General features: G+C 47.9%; 17 protein-coding genes and 3 pseudogenes. 2 read left to right on the forward strand and 18 right to left on the reverse strand.

The genetic code is table 11. The features are described from left to right. Positions 1–50: 50 nt before the first annotated feature. Both AC6RNO_RS26380 and AC6RNO_RS26385 read right to left on the reverse strand, forming a co-directional pair. The gene (locus AC6RNO_RS26380; RefSeq protein ID WP_497107314.1) at positions 51–1580 is read right to left on the reverse strand and encodes an AraC family transcriptional regulator; all 1530 of its coding nucleotides are present in this window, start codon (positions 1578–1580) and stop codon (positions 51–53) included. Next, positions 1573–3402: a histidine kinase gene (locus AC6RNO_RS26385; protein WP_497107315.1), complete on the reverse strand. Its 1830-nt coding sequence runs from the start codon at positions 3400–3402 to the stop codon at positions 1573–1575. The genes AC6RNO_RS26380 and AC6RNO_RS26385 overlap by 8 nt, the downstream gene beginning before the upstream one ends. Positions 3403–3595: 193 nt before the next feature. Between AC6RNO_RS26385 and AC6RNO_RS26390 the strand changes: the two genes are divergently transcribed. After that, positions 3596–4465 (forward strand): helix-turn-helix domain-containing protein, encoded by an 870-nt coding sequence (locus tag AC6RNO_RS26390; RefSeq protein ID WP_497107316.1) that lies wholly within the window; start codon positions 3596–3598, stop codon positions 4463–4465. Between the two features lie 38 nt (positions 4466–4503). Here the strand turns inward: AC6RNO_RS26390 and AC6RNO_RS26395 are convergent, their stop codons facing one another. Continuing rightward, the gene (locus tag AC6RNO_RS26395) at positions 4504–4947 is read right to left on the reverse strand and encodes an FAD-dependent oxidoreductase (protein ID WP_497107324.1); all 444 of its coding nucleotides are present in this window, start codon (positions 4945–4947) and stop codon (positions 4504–4506) included. Positions 4948–4997: 50 nt separating this feature from the next. Here AC6RNO_RS26395 and AC6RNO_RS26400 point away from each other — a divergent pair, with 50 nt between their 5' ends. Next, positions 4998–6812, forward strand: a complete 1815-nt coding sequence (locus tag AC6RNO_RS26400) for a histidine kinase (protein ID WP_497107317.1) — start codon at positions 4998–5000, stop codon at positions 6810–6812. Between the two features lie 42 nt (positions 6813–6854). Here the strand turns inward: AC6RNO_RS26400 and AC6RNO_RS26405 are convergent. The 15 genes and pseudogenes from AC6RNO_RS26405 to AC6RNO_RS26475 all read right to left on the reverse strand — a co-directional run. Continuing rightward, positions 6855–7893, reverse strand: a pseudogene (locus AC6RNO_RS26405) (Fic family protein); the annotation flags it as partial. 311 nt (positions 7894–8204) lie between these two features. After that, a pseudogene (locus AC6RNO_RS26410) lies at positions 8205–8297 on the reverse strand (ribonuclease H1 domain-containing protein); the annotation flags it as partial. A gap of 91 nt (positions 8298–8388) precedes the next feature. Then, on the reverse strand, positions 8389–8616 hold the full coding sequence (locus AC6RNO_RS26415) for a hypothetical protein (protein ID WP_474681319.1): 228 nt from the start codon (positions 8614–8616) through the stop codon (positions 8389–8391). A 36-nt stretch (positions 8617–8652) separates the two neighbouring features. Next, on the reverse strand, positions 8653–9771 hold the full coding sequence (gene rpoD, locus AC6RNO_RS26420; protein ID WP_474681320.1) for an RNA polymerase sigma factor RpoD: 1119 nt from the start codon (positions 9769–9771) through the stop codon (positions 8653–8655). 76 nt (positions 9772–9847) lie between these two features. Beyond that, the gene (locus AC6RNO_RS26425) at positions 9848–11230 is read right to left on the reverse strand and encodes an MATE family efflux transporter (RefSeq protein WP_474681322.1); all 1383 of its coding nucleotides are present in this window, start codon (positions 11228–11230) and stop codon (positions 9848–9850) included. A gap of 433 nt (positions 11231–11663) precedes the next feature. Further along, positions 11664–12008 (reverse strand): YkgJ family cysteine cluster protein, encoded by a 345-nt coding sequence (locus tag AC6RNO_RS26430; RefSeq protein ID WP_474681323.1) that lies wholly within the window; start codon positions 12006–12008, stop codon positions 11664–11666. 8 nt (positions 12009–12016) lie between these two features. Next, on the reverse strand, positions 12017–13405 hold the full coding sequence (locus AC6RNO_RS26435; protein ID WP_497107318.1) for an MATE family efflux transporter: 1389 nt from the start codon (positions 13403–13405) through the stop codon (positions 12017–12019). 23 nt (positions 13406–13428) lie between these two features. Further along, complete coding sequence (locus AC6RNO_RS26440; RefSeq protein WP_497107319.1) at positions 13429–15261, reverse strand: polyketide synthase; 1833 nt, start codon at positions 15259–15261, stop codon at positions 13429–13431. 56 nt (positions 15262–15317) lie between these two features. Further along, complete coding sequence (locus tag AC6RNO_RS26445; protein ID WP_474681345.1) at positions 15318–16067, reverse strand: polyketide synthase; 750 nt, start codon at positions 16065–16067, stop codon at positions 15318–15320. 2 nt (positions 16068–16069) lie between these two features. Next, the gene (locus AC6RNO_RS26450; RefSeq protein WP_488434495.1) at positions 16070–16837 is read right to left on the reverse strand and encodes an enoyl-CoA hydratase/isomerase; all 768 of its coding nucleotides are present in this window, start codon (positions 16835–16837) and stop codon (positions 16070–16072) included. Next, positions 16837–18096, reverse strand: coding sequence for a hydroxymethylglutaryl-CoA synthase family protein (locus AC6RNO_RS26455; protein ID WP_488434496.1), 1260 nt, complete (start codon positions 18094–18096; stop codon positions 16837–16839). The genes AC6RNO_RS26450 and AC6RNO_RS26455 overlap by 1 nt, the downstream gene beginning before the upstream one ends. After that, positions 18097–19344 carry a beta-ketoacyl synthase N-terminal-like domain-containing protein gene (locus AC6RNO_RS26460; RefSeq protein WP_488434497.1) on the reverse strand — a complete coding sequence of 416 codons (1248 nt, stop codon included), beginning with the start codon at positions 19342–19344 and terminating at the stop codon, positions 18097–18099. Beyond that, positions 19322–19570, reverse strand: coding sequence for an acyl carrier protein (locus AC6RNO_RS26465; protein WP_474681329.1), 249 nt, complete (start codon positions 19568–19570; stop codon positions 19322–19324). The genes AC6RNO_RS26460 and AC6RNO_RS26465 overlap by 23 nt, the downstream gene beginning before the upstream one ends. A 38-nt stretch (positions 19571–19608) precedes the next feature. Continuing rightward, positions 19609–23151 (reverse strand): beta-ketoacyl synthase N-terminal-like domain-containing protein, encoded by a 3543-nt coding sequence (locus tag AC6RNO_RS26470; protein ID WP_497107320.1) that lies wholly within the window; start codon positions 23149–23151, stop codon positions 19609–19611. Between the two features lie 173 nt (positions 23152–23324). Continuing rightward, positions 23325–23674: pseudogene (locus AC6RNO_RS26475) on the reverse strand (SDR family oxidoreductase); the annotation flags it as partial.

Here is a 23674-nt window from a genome sequence, read left to right on the forward strand (position 1 = left end):
CGCTTTTCATCCCGGTAATGGGGGAAATGCAAACAATTTATAGGGCAAAATCAATGTCCTGAGTGCTGCTTCTTGTACTCCCTGGGAGTCAGCCCCGTCTGTTGTTTAAAAATTTTGCTGAAATAAAACGGATCGCTGTAGCCCACCATCTCGGCAACATCCTTAAACAGCATGCGGGGCTTCTCCCTGATGAGCCGCTTGGCAATATCAATCCGCAGCTGAATCAAGTAGTCGATCGGACTGTACTTATATTGACGCTTAAATATCCTGCCCAAATACGAGGGATGAAGGCCGAACGTATCCGCCAGATCCGAGAGGGAAATATTTCGCATATAATTTTGCTCCAGGTACGACTTCAGCTTGACGGTCCATGAAGCATCGGCCTCACGTACATGCTCGGAGGTGTCGAACAACGATACGAAAGCTTCCTGTACGTTATAACGAACGGCTGTAAGGTCCGCAGCCTGCCAAATCAGCTCCTCCAGCTCGGAATGCCAATGAGCCAGTGCAGGTAGACGTGACAGCTCCTTATGCTTAGCCACCCATAATTTCATCATATCGGTCAGAGAATCGTACCAGCGTACCCGTGTGGAAGAGGACCAGGGTTCGCTCTCCAGCAGTGTCTGCAGCTTGCGCAGAAATTCCGATTTTCGCTGCTTGGCCAGCAGTTCTCCCAGTTCCTCTTCCAGCATATTGGAAAGAGGCAGAGCCTTCGGCTCGGATAGCGACTCCCCCTCCTTAAGATCCATACATTTCCGGCCATTCAGCGGGAAGTTTCTATGCGCGGCTTTCTGCAGCAGATAAAGCGTTCCCGACAATTCGGCTTGCAGCTTTTCAACCTTGGCCGCCACGAAGCAGACGGAACGTTCTGTTTCTGTTCCATGCCCCGCCGATGCAGCAAGAAACTGTTCGAGTCTCACTTCCGTCAGGCTGTGGCAGCCTATAACTACAGCGCGTTGATGATGCGGCGATACCGGTAAAGCATAGAAGGACTCTCCCTCGTTCAACAGCGATTTCACCTGCCATTGATTCGGGTATTCAACCCAATCGCTCTCCTGTTGAGGGGGAATCCATGCAAGCAGAACCGCGTAATTCGCATGATAAAAATATTCCTGCGCCAGCTCCCCGATCTGCTCGGACTCCTGTTTGTCCGACTTCTGAAAGGCCCACTGCTGCAGCAGCTCGGCCTCGATTAACGATTGATCCGAAAGCAGCTTAGCCTTCGCTTTATGCAGAAATCCCCTTATATTTTCCTCGGTCGGGGGCTTCAGGAGTAAGTCCGATACGCCCACCTGTATAGCTTTGCGTGCATATTCAAAATCGCGATACCCTGTCAAAACAGCGCAAACGAGCGACGGCTGCTGCTCCTTGGCACGCTCGATCAGCGTGAGGCCGTCCATGACCGGCATGTAGATGTCCGTCAGCAAAATATGCGGCTTCACCAGATTAAGATCCAACAGGGCATACTCACCATTCTCGTACTCCCCTACGATTTTGAAGTCGGGGTCGATGTCCCGTATCTTCTGAGCAATGCTTTGCAGAATGAGGGGCTCATCCTCAGCAATGATAATTCTAAACATCGTCAATCTCCTCCCGTCTTTCCATTCGTATGATCAGCTCCATGCCCTCGTTCAAATTGCGAAGAGAAAACGCAACCCGTCCCTTCTGAAACAAATAACATCTCGCAAAAGCATTCTCCAGTCCAAGCCCGCCGATTCCTTTTGAGGCGACTTCGTCCGTGATGGAGACGGATGCGTTGTCGAGGCCGGCGATGAAACGTTTAATCCGGGTCAGCGCCTCCGCAGAGAAACCGCTTCCATTGTCTTGAATACGAATCAGCCAATCATTTTTTTCTCCCCGGCTGATCCTTATCCATAAGTTCCAAGGCGGGTATACCTGCTTAAATCCGTGGGCAAAAGAATTTTCGACGATCGGCTGCAGCAAAAATTTAGGAATAGGGACATCATCGAGCGTTTCGTCCATTTCGATTTTATAATCGAACTGCTGTTGGTAGCGAAGCTTCATGAGATCCAAATATTGAACCGTGAACCGTAGCTCATCGCCTAGCTTAGTAAGCCCCGAAGGAGATCTGCTCATATATTCCATCATGCCCATCATCTTATAGCACATGGAGGCGGCGGCATCAGCCCCGGAGTTTTCGGCAAGTACGCCGATTGATGACAGCGTATTGAATACGAAGTGCGGCTGAAGCTGTGTCTGAAGCACGCGGAGTTGAGCCATATTCTCGCGCTGCCTGGCTTCAAGCAGTTGTTCCACCGATTGCCCAAGCCGTGTCTTCATCGCAACAATATCGTCATACAATACCCGAATTTCGAATGAGGCCCAACGATAAGCTCTGCTGCTGGGCCCGCTTCGCATCACGTTGAGTTTATCGATATCCCACATTTTTACATGCCTAAGGATTAGCCGAATAGGCAGGGTGATGGTTGAAGCGATCCCATAAGCGCTAAGCAGTGCAGCGATCTCCGCTAACAGGGCTACGGTCAGAACGGCGTTGCGAAGACTTTGAATCGGACTGAGGAGCGCGCTTTCCGGCTGAACCGATACGACCGTTAGCCCATAAGAGGACGAACGGAGCCACCCGACCATATAATTTTTCCCCTGATACACCTTGGTGGTGGAATGGAACATATTGGATTGCAAAGCCGGAATATCTTGTCCGGCAATAGGCAAACCGTCACCTTCCGTGTCCGCAGGATAAAATCGGTTCCCTTGATCGTCGAATATGAACAATTGAAGGTTCGCATGCTTGCCGGCGTCCCCAATAATCTCCTCCAGCTTGTCATATCGCTGTTGTACTTCTACGATGCGCGGCTCGAAGGCGGCATTGTTCGGAAACAAACGGGATAAAGAAAACACGATCTCTCCCGACTTGAACCATTCATCCCTATGTGGCGGATTGAGCTGAAGATCGCCATTCTTCTGTATGGTCGGCGGAATCCAATCGATCTTGTGCATAAGCCCCGTACGATCTGCGAAGGGATCGATCTTTAGTCCATAACTGATGAAATCCCCGCTCAAATTGAATACATTGATCTGCTCGGCGATAAAGGAAGGGCCGTTCAAGGTGGACAAAATATTTTCGAACCGTTTCTTTTGGGCCAAAACATCGTATGAATCTGAACCTGCGAAAGCGTCTTCGAAGCGTGTTTGGAAATCGGAATTATAAATGACCTGTGCCGAGATCCGATCCAAATCTTTAATCGTTTGAATCAGCGAAGTCTCAAGCCGCTGAAGCATTTGATCGGAAGTTTCAAGCGAGCGTTCCCAGATTGTCGCGGACATTCGCTGATAAAACAAATAGCTTAACGCCGCAATCACAAAAGATATGATCAACGTATATGAAATGACCAGCCTGCTTTGAACCCCGAACTTCGGCATTTTCCTCATCCTCATCATGATGTAGTGTTGTATCCAGCATATCACGCAGAACGTTGCTTTAAGCAAAGGTTAACATATTACAAATTCCTATGTATAGATGCTCCATTTACTTCGTGCTTGATGCGTTTACAATAATGATTAGAGCCGTCAGGGAGAGCTGACAAGAGTGTGAATATTTGGAGGAGGAGCCGAAATGTCGAAGATATTGAAGGGAGCGCAATTCTTTGAGCCCGATTTCCCGATTTATTTAAACCGGGAAACGGAGGCATTCCAAACGGGTCAGCATGAGCACGATTTTATCGAAATGTCTCTCGTCGCGGAAGGCTGCGGCTACCATTATATCGATCATGCATTGATCAAGGTGCAAAAGGGCGATCTATTCCTGCTGCCGGAGGGCACGTCTCATGTATTCCGGCCATCGTCCGCTTCCAGGTCGAAGCCGCTGATCATTATGAATTTTCTTTTCGATCTCAAAGCTCTGGAGCCTGTCCGGCAGTGGATTCCCTTTGAATCCCAATTGTATAAGTGCTTGTATGAGCCTCATGCGCTTTCCCGCGCCTGGTCCTATTATCGTGATGACAACGACCGATTCCTCTCTTTATTTCAGCAGGCTTATTTTGAATACTCAAACCGTTCCGTCGGATATAGGCCTATCATAACGGCTCTCCTTCTGCAAACGCTGCAGCTTATCCATAGGGTTCAAACGGAGGAGTCCGTTCCGGACCAGGCTTCGTCCTCTTCAGCTTCGGATAAAATAAAAGATATCCTCAATTTCATCGAGCAGAACTATTCGGACAAAATCACGTTGAAATCGCTTGCGGAGCAGTACTTTATGAGCGGAGGCCATTTTCAAAACCAATTTAAACGAATCACGGGCCAGACATTTAATCAATATATCCAAAACGTTCGCATTCAAAAATGCTGCCAGCTGCTCAAAACAACAAACAAAACGGTACAAGAGACGGCAAACGATGTCGGCTATACCGATATGAAGTTTTTCCATTCCCTGTTCCGCAAAATTACGGGCAGCTCTCCTCAGCAGTTTCGCAGGATACGAGCCTGATGGGATGCGGAACCAATGTACGAAAAAAAGGAAGGACCTCAGTCCTTCCTTTTACCCTCTGCAAGGGAATATTTCCCATTTACAAGATCACCCAGCCAAGCCCCTTGGACAACAAGCTGCTGCTGCAGTTCATCTATATGGATGCTGCGAGTGATGTTAGTCCCCTTCTTGGCAAGCAATGCTGCTGCTGTTTCCGCCGCCTCTCCCATGGCGAAACAATTGGGCATCACACGAGTTGAGCCTTGTGTTACCCGATCCGTAGAAATCGCCCTACCCGCAACGATTACATTCTCAATCCCGATTGGCAGCAGTGCGCGGAACGGAATACCATGCGACTGTCCGGGGTCCAAATGCACAATCGTCATACCCGTTGATGGCTTAGCCATATGGATATCGATAAAGTAAGCGTTGCGAGCAATATCATCAGGAAAGGTGCGGCAATTCAGAAAATCATCTGCGGTAATGACATAATCTCCAATAATTCTGCGGCTTTCTTTCTAAAGGGACAAGCCTTCTATACGAAAAATCGGCTGTGACCATTCCGGTGCTTCTCCCGAATCTAAATTTGCGCTTTAAGCTATTTAGTTATTTTATACTGACCACCTTTTTGCCTAATTTATTGTTCATTTTACTGCTGACGTATGTCAACTATCATAACTATCAGAATAAGGTCACCGATTTTACGATAAATACCATTGAACAGGTTAAACGAAACATCGACTATGATCTTAAAAGCTATGATAAACTGACTCAACAACTGGCCTATCATCCCGAGGTGCAAAGCTTTCTCAATCAATATCCAAAATCCGCAGAGGCTGCACAAGCTTATAAAGCAGCTTTAGAGCTGCAGTTTGCTAATTTAAAGCTCCAGAAAAAAGAGTTCTTATCCATGGAGATCTATAATGCGAATCAAGAGCGAATTTATTCCGGAATCTACGCCGACAATGTGCCGATTAAGCAAATTTACTCTCGCATTTTTGAGCAATTGGATCAAAGCACAGGAGAGCTGCAGTTTATCGGGGCTTATAATAATCTGTATCGAACGCCAGTTTTAACATTTGCTCGAAAGATTAGCAGCAGCGGCGCTTTGAACTACGGTGGAAAAATTGGTTATTTGATCATTAATGTTGAGCAATACATGCTTAATGATATTTTTCGTAACGTTCACAGCGGGGATTCCGGTTATTTCTTTTTAATTGATGCCGATGGAACCATACTCACACATGACAACAAGGAGCTTTCATCTCAAATCATGAATAAAGCAGATGCCTCGTTTACAACGATGCTTCAGCAAGCTAACGGCACTTACACAAAAGTTCTTCATAAGAAAAGCTACCTTGTTTTTTATGATACCGCTTCTTATTTTCAATTGAAAATGGTCGGCATTATTTCCTCCAATGAATTAAAACAAAAGGCTTATTTATTGATTTGGTATGGTGTTGCTTTTTTCATTCTATACGGAATGATTATACTCCTGATAGCAACGTTAATCTCTGCTCAGATCAGTAAATCGCTGCGTAAGCTGAAAAGACTGATGCAGGAAGTGCATGATGGAAATCTTGATGCGCATATGCAATATCAGGGCAAGGATGAGATTGCTATCCTATCCCGTTACTTCAGTAATATGATGCAGCGTTCAAATGCATTAATTGACGAAAATTACCAATCGAACCTGCGGGAACAGGAGTTGATGCTTTTAGAAAAGGAAGCCCAGTTAAATGCCCTTCAGCAGCAAATCAATCCTCATTTTCTCTACAATACGTTGGAATCTATCAAATGGATGGCATTCAAAAAAAATGCAATGGACATTGTTGAAATGACTACCTCACTAGGAAAGTTTTTCCGAGGGAGCATTTCAAATGGCAGCGGCTTGATCCCTATGGCTCAAGAATTGCAACATTTGGAGCATTATATTCAAATTCAGAAAATTAGATATCAGAATCGCTTTGATATCATTTGGGAAGTAGCTGACGAGATTAAAGCCTGTTATACCGTGAAGTTGATTCTCCAGCCCATTGTAGAAAATGCGATTATCCATGGTTTGGATCAGTTAGAATCAGATGGGCTTCTCATGATTAAAGGATACATGAAGAATAACCAAATATTTATGGAAATTCTAGATAACGGTGTTGGGATGAATGAGAATCAACTCAGCCAAATGCAGCTATTCGCAAGAGACTCCGATGGGAGCGGTCATACAGGAATTGGACTGATCAACGTCTTTCGTCGCTTGCAGTTGCATCATAAAGAACGTTATTCATTGGAAATCGACAGTAAATCAGGCAGCGGGACACTTATAAGGATTCGCCTTCCTATATTGCTCGATGACCATGCTGAAGATAATTAAAAAAGCACTGCGGTATCTCAGATTGAGATCGCAGTGCTGCATTCATTTTAGGAAATGGGCGAACTTATCCGGGGAATTTCGAATGTCTTGAGCCAGCTTCTCGTATTCCGCGGATAATTTGACCGAACGAACTCTTTTGGCGTCTTGATCGCGCGGCTCAATGAATCCTTCTTCTCTCCAATGACTTACCTTTTCCCTTATTGAACGGTCCGACAAACGAAGCAGGTCCCTCATTTCGCTTGTCGTTAGGGTGTCTTGTTTAAAGGTTAATTGAGCGAACACCATTCTTTGCTGGGGATCAAACTTGCGAATCAGATCCGGCTCGATTTTCGTCATTTGGGCAGATTTCTCCGTTACGATGGCAGCAGCTTCTTGAAAAACCTCCGCCAAACCATCAATAAAGAATTCCAGCCAAAGTGTCATGTCAGCCTCATTCCGCCCAAAATAATAATTGTGATGGAGACCCAACTGGAGTCGGCGATAATATTCAGCCAAGTTGCGGTCATAGAAATTCTCGAGTACAAATAACCCCTTTAAGCCATATCCGCCGCGGCGTAAAAGATATGTCGTGATCATCCGGGCCGTTCGGCCATTCCCGTCCATATACGGATGGATCGTCAGAAACTGCCACATGAAAATCCCCGCTTTGATAGGAACCGGGACCGAATAGGTTCCCGGCGAATTCACCCAGGCCACCAGATCCTCCATTAACAGGGACATCTTTCCATTCCGGCGGCAAATAAAAACCAGAAGCAATGCGGCCGCCTACTTGATTTTGTTCTTCGCGATAGTCGCTAATACGCGGTCTTCGTCCGTGCGATATTCGGATAATGGCGTGCAGCTTTTTAATAAATTCCTCTGTGACCGAGAGCTGCCTTTTTTCGGCTTCATCCAGGTATTCCAAAGCTTTCATTAAGTTATAAACTTCCTGCTCTTCATTGTCATTGCTGGTTTGGTACAAGACTTTTCGCTTCGTCGCCTCATCAAGCGTGTTTCCTTCAATTTTCGTTGAAAGAATGACCGTCTTTTCCATCGATTCTTTCTTAAGCAAATCCAGAATAGATGCGGGCAATGGCGTCAGTTATTGAATATTTGGGTGTGAACATAACATCACCTTCCTCAATAACATTATGCCATTGCCGCTATTTTGCCGCAAAGTCATTATTTGATTAAGCCATGCCACTTTTATTGGTTATGAACGCAGGGAATCTGCTTTTGTTGGCTGTATATCAACGGTCTGGAATTCCGGTTCGAGGCCATCCTTCCGGATACTTGCAATCCACTTTTTATAGGCTCTATGTTTATAAGAATCACGTAAATGGCTGATTTTCCGATGTTCCATATCATGGGTTTGTCCAACATAAAAGGGCCTCCGTGTTCGAGGATCAATAATTAGATAGGTGTCCACCAAATTTCTGCCAGTTCTAACGTTGAGAACGATTTATAGACAGCCCCTTTATATCCTTCAACGTTTTGTTTGGCTCCTCCATCCCATGTGTGACCGTTGGATTATGAACACCTGGCAATCTGTTTTTAATGAATCGCGCGGGCTTCATAATTGTACCTCTGAGTCAAGTTACTTCGAAATATCTCGCCACTCTACAATAAACTCTCCTTCAAATCCGTTGCCTTCATGTTTGCTTAGCTCTTCAAGAGCATTTCCGCATTCACATGAGATTTGATCGGCGCCATAATTGTCCGTACCAAAAACAATGCGTTCATTGCGATAGTTGGGACGTCTGCCAGGCACTATTTTCTGTTCCTCGCCGCATTTCAAACAGCGGATAATAAATCCAGCTTCCATGTAGCACCGCCTTCGTTCGTTTATTCATCCATTATGTTATTCCAAAAAATCTTTCAATCGCTTGCTGCGACTTGGATGTCTCAGCTTACGCAGCGCTTTCGCTTCGATCTGGCGAATGCGCTCGCGGGTAACACCGAACACTTTACCCACTTCCTCAAGGGTGCGTGTACGGCCATCATCAAGTCCAAATCGAAGACGCAGAACATTCTCTTCACGTTCGGTGAGTGTATCCAGCACATCCTCCAGCTGCTCCTTCAGCAACTCATAAGCAGCTGCATCAGAGGGGGCCAGCGCCTCATGATCCTCGATAAAATCACCAAGATTCGAGTCGTTCTCTTCACCGATCGGCGTTTCCAGTGAAACAGGTTCCTGAGAGATTTTCATAATCTCTCTCACCTTTTCCGTACTAAGCTCCATCTCCTTGGCGATCTCTTCAGGTGTAGGCTCGCGTCCGATTTCTTGCAGCAGTTGTCTGGAAACTCGGATAAGCTTGTTGATTGTTTCCACCATGTGAACCGGAACGCGGATCGTTCTAGCTTGATCGGCAATGGCTCGCGTAATGGCCTGTCGAATCCACCAAGTTGCATACGTACTGAATTTGTACCCCTTGTTATAATCAAACTTTTCTACCGCTTTGATCAGCCCCATATTGCCTTCCTGAATTAAATCCAGGAAAAGCAGGCCGCGACCGTTATATCGTCTGGCGATACTGACGACAAGGCGCAGGTTCGCTTCAGCCAATCTGCGCTTCGCTGATTCGTCACCCTGCTCGATCCTTTTGGCCAAAACGATTTCCTCCTCTGCTGAAAGCAAAGGAACACGTCCGATTTCCTTCAAATACATCCGTACAGGATCATTAATTTTAATACCAGGCGGGAAGATCAAGTTATCCTCAAAATTCAAGTCATCCTGAGCATGATCGTCGGGCTCATGAGAAGGATCGTCATTCAATTCGTTGCTCACATCAATCCCGTTTTCAGCCAACTGCTCGAAAAATTCATCGATCTGCTCTGAATCCTGATCGAAAGGGGCGAGTTTCTCCATAACTTCTGTATATGCCAGCGAAGAGCTTTTTTTCCCTAGTTCAAATAAAAGCTCTTTCGTTTGTTCAAGCGTAAGTTCAGTCTCTAATCCTTCATGTTGTTCGTTCGCCATCCTTTACTCCTCCTCCCTGGAAAACGGAACTTACACCTGCTCTTTCAAGCTTGTATGATCTACTTTCCAATCGTTCCTATTTCTCAACAGCCGACATCTGGATTGCTGCGCTCGTTTGATTTTTCCGATTAAGAATTCTTAATTCAAAAAGCAGCAGTATCCCTGTAATGGCAGTGGCAATCAAGTCGGCAAGCGGTCCGGAAACTAACACACCCTCGACTTGAAAAAAATGAGGAAGAATTAACAAAGCTGGTATAAAGATAAGTACCTGTCTGGACAAGCTCAAAATCATTGCCTGCTTGGCTTTACCAATAGCCATGAAATAACCGGAACCAATCACTTGAACCCCTATAATTGGAAGCAAGATCAAATACACGCGAAGGGCATGGCTTCCGAAAGTGATAAGCTCCTTATCCTCACTGTTGAAACTCGCAATAAGCTGCTCTGGAAACAGCTGTGCGATTAAAAAAGCCAGGCACGGAATAACCGTCGCAGCAATCATCGCATAGCGGAGCGCTTTTTTTACGCGATCAAACCTTTCAGCCCCATAATTGTATCCTATAATAGGCTGAACCCCCTGATTGATCCCCATAATTGACATCATGACGAGGGCCTGAACACTCGCTACCACTCCCATACCCGATACAGCGATGTCTCCTCCGTATTTAACCATGTTATTATTAATTATAACATTGAGAAGGCTGGACATGGCCTGCATGACAAAAGGAGCAGCGCCAAGCGCAACTATTTTTCCAACAAGGGCACCCTCAGGCTTTATATACTTCATACGTATTTTCAGGGTGCTCTTGCCCCCATAAAAGTGAGCTAAGACAAAAGCCGTTGACACAGCCTGCGCCAGAACTGTCGCCAAGGCTACCCCTTTCATACCCCAACCAAAACCAAAAATAAATAGGGGTGCTAATATAATATTCAATAGCGGACCGATAAGCATCGTTAACATCGCCTTTTTCGGATTTCCTTCTGCTCTGATAAAATTATTCATGCCGAAGCCAACCAGCATCAAGACCGTTCCTGCAAAAATATAAATCATATAGTCTTTCGCGAATGGCAGTACGTCGATGCTTGCTCCATATACTTTAAGAATAGGAGTCATAAAAAGCAAGCCTAACAAAGTGATGAAGATCGATACGATAATCAGCAGCATAAGCGCGTTCCCCATAATCTGCTCTGCTTCGTCTACTTTCTTTTCACCCAGCTTGATGGATACGAGTGAAGAACCCCCCACCCCAATCAACGTTCCACCTGCCCATATAAGCAGCATAATCGGCAAACTAATCGTGATACCGGCGATACCAAGTGATCCAATACTGTGACCGATAAATACTCGATCAATCACGTTGTAGAGTGCACCAACCAACATCGCAATCATAGCAGGCACTGAAAATTGCACCAGTAACTTTGATATCTTTTCTCCGCCTAATCTTTGGATATGATCCATGTTTCGCCACCTTTTCTAAACGCAGATTACAACTGGTTCATTTAAATTTACTTTCTTTAACCTCTTACCTGTAAAATGTTAATTTCACCCCTTGACAGCATGCCGTTAATGTGTTATGATTTATATATACGTATTATATTATAAATTAATGTACTACTTTTTTCAACTTCTTATTCCATATTTTAGGATTTTATCTCATTTTATATATGTAAAGATCTTTAATCCTTATAAAATAATCTTTTTAACCTTATCCGATGCTCCATCGAATAAGGTTTTTTAGTTTTTTGGGAATCGCGGGCCTCTTTCAGTGAGCTTTTCATTCATGGGATCATGCGCGGCTGCAAATATTCGAAAAATCGATAACCTCCATCATTTATTGGCTTAAAATAAACAAGGGTGCATTTCCAATGATCTGGAAATACACCCCTGCTGTTTAAAAAGCTTTCCACGTAATATCTATCGATAGCATACCAATCGGTTTATCCTGAGGAGTCCAATTATTTTGGGTTGCCATTTCCGGATTGCGAAAACAAACAAGCGATTTATAATAGCCGAAGGCGCGGCAAACCCCGGGCCTGACCGAATGAATGCCGCATCTGTCTTTTTCCATATCATAAAACATACAGGTCCCATAATATCTCGTTTGATTCTCAAGCTCCATCCTGCTTTTTTTAGGCATGGACTTCACTTTCTTTATGATCAATTTAAGCTCTTTCTCCGTAACAGGAACAGGACCGCAGCACAAGCCTTTGCACCCTTTACATGGTAAATCCCCCATAACATCCCTCATTTCATATCTGTTATCGGTACCTTAGAGAGCTGATGCTCCCGACTCTCCCGATTGAGGTGTCTCAACTCAACAAGAAGCAGTATTCCCGTAATCAAAAAGGATACCGAGTCGGCTATAGGTCCGGCAACTAACACCCCCTGCATTTGAAAAAAGCGGGGAAGAATAAAAAGGGCCGGAATGAAAATCAGCACTTGCCTCGATAAACTTAACAGGATAGCCTGCTTAGCTTTGCCGATGGCTTGAAAATAACCCAAGCCGATAATTTGAAATCCGATAACCGGCAAACAAAACAAATATACGCTCATTGCATGGCTTCCAAAAGCAACTAACTGTGCGTCATGGCTGTTGAATATGGCAATAAGACGGTCTGGGATTAAACGTGTTAGTATATACGACAAGGTCGCCACCAAAGTCGCGGAGACAGCCGCATATTTAAGCGTTTCTTTTACTCTATCATAATGCTTGGCTCCGAAGTTAAATCCAATGATAGGCTGCATTCCTTGATTAATGCCCATAAGCGTCATCGTGATAAGAATTTGAATACTGGCGACCGTGCCCATTCCCGATACAGCGATATCTCCTCCATACTTAATCAATTTATTATTTACGATGACAGTTGCAATACTCGTCACAATTTGCAAAACAAATGGGGCTGCACCCAAGGCGATTATTTTTCCGACTACCGCGCCCTCTGGCTTGAGATGAGCGGTACGAATTTTCAAGACGCTCTTCTTACCAAAGAAATGCGCAATGACAAGTACAGTTGAGATCGTCTGCGCGACCACTGTAGCTAGCGCCGCTCCTATCATACCCCAGCCGAACCAATAAATGAAGATTGGAGCGATCAGGATATTCAAAATAGGGCCTGTGACCATTGTGAGCATCGCTTTTTGGGGATTGCCCTCTGCTCTGATAAAGTTATTCATACCAAAACCAACCAACAAAAACAAGGTTCCGCCAAAAAAAACAGCCATATAATCCTTGGCATAAGGCAGTACGTCACTGCTTGCTCCGTAGAACTTGAGAATCGGGGTCAACAAAAGCATTCCCGCTATGGTAATGGCGATGGAAGCAAAAATAAGCAATATTAGAGCATTGCCCACGACTCTTTCCGCTTCCGCAATTTTCTTCTCACCCAGCTTGATCGATACCAAGGAGGAAGCCCCCACTCCAATCAGCGTTCCGCAAGCCCAAATAAACAGCATCACAGGCAGACTGATCGTCATTGCGGCAATACCAAGCGTACCTGCTGCACTATGTCCGATATAAATACGATCGATTACGTTATATAACGCACCTACCAGCATAGCAATAATCGCCGGAATTGAAAATTGCAGCAGCAATTTCGGGATTTTTTCCTTAGCCATTTTCTCAGCATGATCCATGATCCATCACTCCATATACTATTTTATTGATACAATTGTTCACAAAATCCCCCTATCGTTTCACACACGCCGGTTTCAAACAATAACGTAATATGGTTGGATGCCTCTACATCGATAAGTTGAAAATCAGGCAAGCTCCGTTCCCATTCTTGCCAATAAGCCGTACGGTCTACGGAAAGCTGATCGTGCAAGGTCGTTAAATACGGTTCCAGATCTCCGTAGAACTTGCCGTTTTTGTTCCTGAAATAATAGCAGGAGACCGCTTGGGGGTCAGGCAGGGGCAGAACCCGGAAATTTTCACTTTTGAATGCGGCTTGAACCTGTAAATTTTTCCTGAAAATCTGAGCCAGCTCGCTATCGCTTTTGGCTATGGACAAACCTCGTGTTTTGCCAAGTGAGATGAGATGCAGCAGCAATTCGTCAGCGGGTGCATCCAAGTTGATCTCCTCGGGATGAATCAGCTTCGGGTAGAGCTTATCCGGCCCTTGGCGAAGCCGGCTGATCAAGGACAGATTGACCGCCTGCAACATCCGGCCCTGCTCCGATATCGCCACCTTGCTCATCCCGTGAGGGTCCAGCGTGTCCAGCATAACCAGCGATCTTACCGCCTGGCCGGACAGTTGCAGTTGGCGGGCCGTCTCATAAGCAAGCAGGCCGCCTAGCGAATATCCGCCCAAATCGTAAGGGCCTTGAGGCTGAAGGGAACGAATCAACTGCACATAGTAGGCCGCCATGGCCGTCAATCCATGAATCGGGGCGTCGGCATTCATGCGCCCTTTCGCCTGAATCCCGTAAAAAGGACGACCTGTCCGCTGGGCAAAATATTGATATCCTTCAACACCTCCTCCTTCTCCGTGCAGCCAAAATACAGGATTCCCCCGCGTACTGCGATTCAGGGAAATGAGTTCAGGCGCATTCGTCATCGGAGAAGACTGCTCGAAAACAGACAAAATCTTTTGCAGCACCTCCGGCTTGTTAACGAAGGTTTTTTGCTGCATCCCCCATTCTTTTTCTAACACGGCTGTAATCCGTTTCTTGATTGGCTCGGTCATATGTTCTTTCATCAGCATCAGAGATTCTCTGGGCACTTCTGCCAAATCCTTCGCCAACCGTATCGCATAAGGCATAACCTCATTGCGCGGTACAATCGGGACCGGCGCTCCCTTGGCCGCCAATTCCGCTCCGCGGAAGCGGTTGCCCGTGTAAAGAATCTCTTGCGCGAGAACAGGGCCCAGTTTCTCGGGAAAAATCAAAGTCGCCCCATCCCCGGGAGTAAAACCATACTTCATATGGTTGCATGTATAGCTGCTTTCCCGGCTCATGACCACAAAATCGCTAAACATGCCGAAACACCACCCCCCGCCAATTCCATGACCCTGCATCGCCGAGATGACAGGAATTTTGCAATCCAGGGGCAGGGTGTAGACATGCACATCGGTCATTTTCATCTTGCCGTCATGCAGAGCCAATAATCCGTCCTTTCCCCCGCCAGACGCAAAGTACGTGTCATATCCGGTAAGAACGATGACTTTATAGTCCGGATTAGCCTGAATGGAATGGAAGGCCTGAAACAGGCCTACAATCAGTTCTATAGAAAATGTGTTTTTATTTTCCCGATCCTTCATCGTAACAAGGGCAATTCCCGGCTCTATACACTGAACCTCGACAACCTTCGATTCCGCAGGCACTCCCGGGGGCAGTACAGGCGCCTGCTCCATGGCTGGCGCTTGCTCCTCCCGCACCCTTGCAGGCGGCTGTCCCGCAGCGGCATCGATCCGGCGGATCAGCTCTTTTTCCGCTTCTGCGGAATTCATCGTACCGATTTGCAGCGCATATAAAATGTCTTTGACATTCAACGAATTTCACCTTCCCGGCGGCCGACTGCTGATTTCCTATAGATCAGCTTCGTCAGCTATTTGCCAAAAAATTCATAGATTCGATCCTTTACTTCCGGACGGTGGAACGTTTTGGCATGCATAGCAACCTCCTGCTCCACAACCTTGGACAGTTCGGCCCGAAGCGGACCTGCCAAATGCTCTTTTAAAGTGATTAGAGAAACTCTTGGCTTTTCGGCAATTTGCCGGGCAAGATCCCAAGCGTAATTCATTACTTCAGAGCGAGGGAGAACCGGGAAAGGGATTCCTCTCTTCTCCAATTCTCCTCCGCGGTAATTGCCGGCGTTAATCAACAGCTCTTCCGCCAGGCTGAATCCCAGCTTCTTCGGCAGGATGAAAGTAGCCCCCATCCCCGGTGTAAAGCCATATCTCATGAAATTGGTCGTATACACGCTCTCCCGGCTGAAAATCACAAAATCGGAAAACAACGCCATGGCAAATCCGCCGCCGATGGCATGGCCTTGCATGGCCGAAATGACCGGAATTTTACACGCCAAAGCCAGGCTGTAAATATTCGTATCGGTAAATTTTTCTTTTCCTTCAAAAATGGCCAGCAGTCCATCCTGCGTTCCTCCGGAAGCAAAATAGCTGTCATAACCTGTCAGGACGACACACTTGTAGTTCGGATGAGTCTCAATCTTTTCATAGGCTTCCGTCAAGCCTTCAATCAATTCCTTGGAAAACGTGTTCTTATGCTCCCTGTCCTCCATCGTGATTTGAACAATTTCGGGAGTAAGCTCATGCATCGAAACTACGGATGAAACCATCATTACTCACGCTCCCATGGGAATTGTCCTTGCTCGACAAATCGGAAAATTCCCTCCAGATTGCGAGGATCGGAAAAAATTTCCCTATTTCCTGCCAACGCCGGAGATTTGGATTTTACCAGAACGTCATCCAATTGATTCATATAGCGCTTATACTGGGCTATGCCCGATTTCGGCAGCTTGCGAAGACGGAGCAAGTGCTTGCGAAGCAGCGCCTCGCTTTGAGCGTCGCATACGTCCGCCAAACCCCAGGTATGCGCTTGCGAAGCTGAGACAGGCTGTGTCATCAGCGTTAAATAATGCGCCTTTTGATAACCTATGCGGCGAATTAAAAAAGGAAGCACACAAGCGGGAAAAAGCCCGAACAACAACTCGGACAAACTAAACACCGCCGTTAGATCGGAGAGCACGATATCACAGGCGGCAACAAAGCCGATTCCTCCGGCATTCACTTTTCCACGAACATGCGAAATCGTTATAAACGGACCCGTTGCCAATTTCAGCCACAAATCATACAAAGGCTCGGGATCATGCCCAGGCGCTTGCCCGTCGGCTGCTTTCTCGTAAATTCCCTGGAAGTCTGCGCCGAAGCAAAATACTTCCGGCAATCCTTCCAAAACCACAACCTTGACAGACTCTTCACACAACGCCAATACATGATGGCACTCTTCTATCATTCGATCATTGATCGTATTGTTCGCTTCCGGCCGATATAACTGAATCACGCAAACCTTATCTTGAAAACGGACTTTAATCGTTTCGTAATTCATTAGACGAACCTGTATTCGCGATGGAATTCGCTAATTCGATCCAGAAATAGAAAGCCTTTCCCTTGGGAAGCCCTGAAAGGCTCGGGAAGCAGATCCACATCAAGTTTGACATTCCGAGTACCGAACTTCACCGCATTGCTGCCGGCCAACAGCGTATCGTACTGGTTCATACTCAAGGCATAGCGATGATTCAACTGATCTTCTATCCGGAATCGGCGCTGTAATTGCTGCCCGTACGAGGTTGCGACTCCGCTGTAAAATTCGGAACAGCAGCCTGAGCCGTAAGAGAAGAGCCCGATTCGTTTGGCGCTTTCAAAACGGCCATTATCGATTGTGCTGGCCAAGGAAAGCAAGACCGTGCCGCCCATAATATTGCCGACTCTCTGGCAATAGTTCAGCCCGGGAGTGACACGCTGCTGGAAATCGGCTTCAATCTCGGCCGTGGCGGCCTTGACCATCTTGCGCATCATGCTGCGATGCGCCCCTTTAACCATGCCGCCAAACGGCGTGTGGAATGACAAGTATTGGAACGAATCGCGGTAATTCACGCCTACTACGCGTTTTTGATACTCCAGAAAAGCATTTTCGCAGCAATCCAGATAAGACAATAAGGAGAGGTCGGCATCGCCTGCTTCACTGTCGGGAATCGGACGGCACGTATCCATAACCTCATATCCGTAATATCCGTTAGCCCCCACGTCTACCTGGAATACTTGGGGATTCTCTCCTATCAAAACAGCTACGGCTCCAGCCCCGCCGCTAGGCTCGGCATAGGACCAGTCTTCGGTCAGCGCCTCTCCGCCTTCTGCCGCCAGGAAGCGTGAAATATCCGTCGCTACAACTAAAGCCTTGGCTCCGGGAGAAGCCTGAGACAAAATAAAATTGACGGCCATCTGAAATCCGGCCGTCCCTGCGTAGCAAGCATTTTTCAGCTCGAACAGGCGGCAATTCCGATTTAATCCCAAATAATGATGGATATAGGTACTCATCGATTTCCCAAAATCGATCCCGGATTCGGTACATGTAATCAGCAGTTCGATTCGATTCCTCTCTGCTTCGGAAAGCTCGTCGATAATAGGCTTCGCCGCATTGACGCCAAAGGTAACGGGATCTTCATAAGGAAGTGCAACCGCCTTCTCTTTCATAAGCAGATTTTCAAAACGCGTCGTATCCAGATTACGGTGCTTGGCTAACTCCATCACGTTCAAATATGCGGTTCCCCCGAATACATTCATCGCCTCGATACCAACTGCAACCATTTATGATTCCTCCCCAGGATCTGCTTGTCTTTTGAAACAAAGAGCGGTGTTAATCCCTCCGAAACCCATGCTTAACGTGAGCGCGTGCTCAATAGCATGAGGAATGGATTCGCCCTGCACCCATCGGCATGCGTCATGAATCGGATTTTCCAAATTCCTGCTCGGATGCAGCCGCTTCTCTTTCATCTGCAAGAGCGTTGCCACCACCTCAACTGTGCCGGCAGCACTTAAGCCATGTCCAATAATCGATTTGGTTGTATTCATAAATGCGTGTCCCAACTGGCAGTCAATAATCGCCCTGGCCTCCGTTTCATCTCCAATCAACGAGCCCGTTCCATGAGGATTAATATAATCAATATCCCGCGGAGACAAGCCTGATTGCTCTAATACGCTTTGAATGACGCGAACTTCTCCGGCATACGAAGGATCCGGATTGCGATTGCGATCCATCTTCATCGCTCCGCCCAACAGCTCCGCGTAAGGCTGCGCGCCTCGGCGGACGGCTGATTCCGTCCGTTCAATGACGACAACGCCGCAGTTCTCTCCATATATGAATCCATCGTGATTCTGATCAAAAGGCCTGCATGCCAGCTCCGGCGTCTGTGCATAGCGGTCACTGCCCATCGCACCCAACGAGCGCAAAGCTTGGCACTCCAAGTAGGAGAGATCCATCAAAGCTCCCATCGCGATGCATACATCCACCTGCCCGGAACGAACGCTGTGGAGCGCTTGAATAATTGATGCTTGACCGCTTGCCGAAGCGCCTCCGATCGTATAGGCAAATCCTTCTATCGGGAATTGTTCGGTGCATAGACCAGCCAAATCGCTGTCCATAAAAGAGATCCCGTAGGTCGGCCGGACAAAATCGATCCGCTCTCCATATGTTACGTACGTTTGCAGCAGCTCACGCTGTTGAACGTTGGAACCGCCGATCACTAAGCCAATACGCGATGGGTCAACGGCATCTAATCTCGCCTCCTCCCATGCTTCTTGCAAAGCAATGAGCGCAGCCTGACCCGATAAGGATAAAGTTCGAAGCAGCCGTTTGGAGATAGACTCAGGAGGGAGCAGAGAAGAAATCTCTGCTCCTATAAATGCCGTGTCCTTTTGCCTGCCGGCACGCTGCATGATGCCGAAGGCATGGCGCCCTGCCAGCAGCGCCTCTGTGAAAGCAGCTTTTCCCTGCCCTATCGCCGATACGACGCCAATTCCGGTGACAACAATTTTAGACGGATTGTAATTTCCCATAGAGTACCTCGACCAGTTCCCCGATATTTTGCGCACCTGATAGCTCAACGCGAGGAATGCGAAGTTCCAAAGAATCCATGGTCATCATGACAATCTCGGCACGATCGACGGAATTCGCGCCTAGCTCCGTCAAGCTTTCCGCAGGCTTGAAATCATGATTTTCCAATTCGGGAAGCACCTCGCGAGTATGGCCTACGACAATATTGAAAATTTCTTGTTTTTGCATAATGATTACCTCCTGGGTTATGGGTATGTAAAAGAACGTCAATTCGTTTGCCCGGATGCGCTGCCGACAGATGCCAAGTACAGTTGTTGCAGAAGCAGATCGGCCTGCTCGATATCCATATTTCCTTCCTGTACCTGTTGGAGCAGTTCTTGCAGCGGAGAAGACGACGGTGTTTGGGCGGCAATTGGTTGAACGCTGCCCTGCTGCGGTTGCCGTTGCTCCTCTAGGAACAACGCAAAAGTGCGAATCGTTGGATGATCATAGATTACATTAGCTGTCAATGCCATACCATAAGTTTGATTGATCTTCTGAATCCATTCGACCCCTATAATAGAATCCATTCCCATGTCGATCAGACTGGCATCCTGATCAATCTGACTGCGCTCCATACCTAAAGCTTCCGCCAAACTATCCGTCAGCTCAACATGCAGTTGTTCCTGCGCCATCGTGCGGAACAAAGCGCCGTTCCCCTTTTGTTCCGCAGCGGCGGGTTCAGGTTCGCGGGAAGGCAATCGGACCGCATGCGGCGCACTTCCGGATGAAGTTTTCCCAGACTCCGAATCCTGCTTGCTTGACTGGCTCGCTGCTGCATGCAGTTCCTTGGCTAAATACGCTGCGAAGTCTCGTACATTGGGGTATTCATAAATGACACTGGCGGCAAAAGAAGTCTGATGCTTCTGGTTGATCTTCTGTATCCATTCCACGCCAATGATCGAATCTAATCCCAAATCGATAAAAGATATCTCTTCATCAATTTGATGGCTCTCCATTGCCAAAGCCTCAGCCAAACTAAGTTTCAGCTCGGTCTCCAGTTGTCTGGTCGAAATCGAAATCCCTTGTGCAGGGGCAACTGTCGCCTTTTGCTCCAGCAAAGCAATCGATAGCGTTGGAGTCTCGAATGCCTCCGAACCGCCTGTCAATGGCAGGGAAATCGTCGGCTTTCCAGAATTCGCCACAGACGGTGGACGCACCGGATCAGGCTGGATCGGACTCAGTGTAATCTTCACCGGCTTCTCTATCACATGCGGCTCAATCAAAGTGACAGATCCGCTTTCAGTTGGAACAATCGGCCTGGATTCACTAACAACCGTCTCCTGAATAGCCGACAAAGCAGGCTGGACTGCTGCCGCGTGATTGCCCAAAGACGCAGAATCACGAACCCAATAATGGCTTCTGGCAAACGGATACGTCGGCAGATGCAGGCGTCCCCGATGTGCATTCTCATGAAGATGCTTCCACGGAATGTCATAACCTTGGCAGTACAAATCCGCCAAAACATGGAGCATATCCAGATATTTCTCCCTGTCCTCTCGTTTGGCTTCGCTCTGTGCCAATAAGTCCCGGATATAGGCATACATCGCCTTCTGTCCGGTAAAATCGCGAGGAACCTGTCCCCGGAAAAGGTTCGGCAGCTTTTCTATTCCTTTAGCTGTCCCGAGCAGATGAACCGCGTCTTCCCTTCCTTGTACGACAATTGCGCAGCGATGGCTAAAATGCTGTCTTCCTGTCATCAACGTATAGCTGATTCGACTCCAATCCGGTTGTTCGGCATCTCCCGTTTGAATGAAGCCGATCATATCATTTACTTTTTCCTGCAAACTTTCTTCTGTTTTGGCTGAGAGTACAAGCAAATAAGACGCAGTTCCCGAAGGCAGTTGCCCTACTTCATCCGCCGAATAACTTTCCACCACCATGTGGGCATTCGTGCCGCTCATGCCAAAAGCACTGACCGCTCCAAGACGATTGCGCCCCGCTTTGTTCGACCACGGTTTTGCTGTTTTATTCACATAGAATGGACTTTCCTTCCAGTTAATGTAGTCATTCTCCGTCTCACAATGCAGACTGGCCGGAATCGTTTCGTGCCGCATTGCCTGCACCAGACTAATGAGGCTGACCAATCCGGAAGCGGCAAAAGTATGACCGAAATTCGTCTTCGTGGAGGTCAGTGCGCAATAGCCTTGTTCACGGGTATAGCTTTTAAATGAATCGTACAGGGCATTGATCTCTATCGGATCGCCGAGGCGAGTTCCCGTACCATGCGTGACGATATATTCGATATGAGCCGGATTCACTTGATACTGCTCGTAAACGGATTTCAGAAGATTCGCCTGCGCAACGCCGCTTGGAGCCGTAATGCCGTTCGTTTTGCCGTCATAGTTTATGCCGCTTCCCTTGATGACTGCATAGATAGGATCGCCGTCGGCCACCGCTTGAGACAACCTCTTGAGCACGACTACGCTTACTGCTTCGCCCGCAACCATACCGTTAGCCCGCTTATCGAACACATAACACTTGCCATCCTCGGACAGCATCCCCGCTTGATTAATCGCTGCCAGGGTGCCGGAGGCAAGAATCAAATTCACTCCCGCAGCAATGGCGGTGTCGCATTCCTGATTGCGCAGGCTGGAGCAAGCCTGATGGGCCGCCACCAGACCGGACGAGCAGGCTGTATTAATCGCCATGTTGGGACCGTTCAAATTGAGAAAATAAGATAAGCGCGCCGCCAGAATCGCATCGTGATTGGACGTTATCGGAGCGTTAATTCCGGTTAAATACTGATAATCACCGCTTTCCACGCCGACAAACATGCCGATTTTGCCCCGTTCGATTTGCTCGGATCCATATCCGGCATCTTCCAACGCCCTCCACGATTCCTGCAGCAGCAAGCGCTGTCTCGGGTCCATCATCTCCGCTTCCTTAGGCGATATGCCGAAAAATAAAGGATCAAACTCAGCAACGCCCGGCACCCAGCCGCCTTTCCATTTGGCAGTACGGCCAGGATCTTCTGTAAATCGGTTCGAAGGATGCTCCTTCACCACATCCTGTCCATTGGTCAAGATTGTCCAGAGCTCCTCAATATTCCGAGCATCGGGAAAGCGCCCACTCATACCGATAATCGCTATCTCTTCTTGCGAAGATCGCTGTGCCGCCACCGCCGCTGTGCCCAATCCGGACATGCGGCGCTTGCTGGATGGAGAGTCCGGTTTGGCGGCTTGTACGACCGGGCTCAACACGCCGATTGGCTGCGGCGCCTGCTCTTGCTCTCGATATAGCGTACGGATCGCAGCTTCATGATCGGTCATGAAATAGCCAGCCAATCGGGCAAGCGTTGGATATCCGTAAAATAAGGCTGGAGTCGTTTCAATGCCAATACGGTTCATTATTTCCCGGGAAAGGTCCGCTAAACTGATCGAATCAAAGCCAAAATCCGTTAAATTCGCTTCACGGTCAACCCGCTCGCGGGATATTTTCAGCAGTTGGCTGACCAGCTCTTTCAGTTCCCACTCCAAGCACTGCTCCACGCTCCAGCCCCTCATCTCAGGGCGTCTTCCTTGCCCTGACGGACGGGCAGCGGCAACGGCTGGCGACAGCGAATCACCTTGAGGCTTCGCTTCTACCGAAGCCCCGCTCAATCCCAGAAACCGCCGTATACGGCTTGGCTGTCCGACAAGCACCAGCGTGTGAGCGCTGCTTCCGCTCACCAATCGTTCAAAGACCGCGAAGCCTTCTTCCGCTTCCAAATAACGCTGACCGCTCGCCTGCAAATACATCTTCGCATGCTCGCCGTCGCCGGCTCCCATCCCTCCGCCTTTCCATAACGGCCAGTTGATCGCTACCGTTTTGCCCTGCCTTTGCCCGCGCCGGNCTGCAAATACATCTTCGCATGCTCGCCGTCGCCGGCTCCCATCCCTCCGCCTTTCCATAACGGCCAGTTGATCGCTACCGTTTTGCCCTGCCTTTGCCCGCGCCGGCTAAGCTCGTTCCGGTAATTCGCATGCGCCATCAAGAACCGGTTGCCCATCGCGTAGTCACAGGAGCCAAAGTCGCCCAGAATCGCTGACGAGGAGGAAAAATAGCAGACGAAATCCAGCGCTTCCTCCCTCAATAGCTCATCCAGCACAAGGGCACCCTCGATTTTCGGATCGAGGATGCGCTGGAATTCCGCTGCCGTTGTGCTCAGGATCGTCTGGCTGCTGAGCAGTCCCGCCGCATGAATCACGCCATGGATGGCGCCAAAACGGTCCCGGACCTGTCTCAGCCCCGCTTCCATCCCTTCCCGATCACATACATCGGCTTGCAGATACATCACGCGCCCGCCCGCCG

It is taken from the genome of Paenibacillus sp. sgz302190, assembly GCF_059820445.1.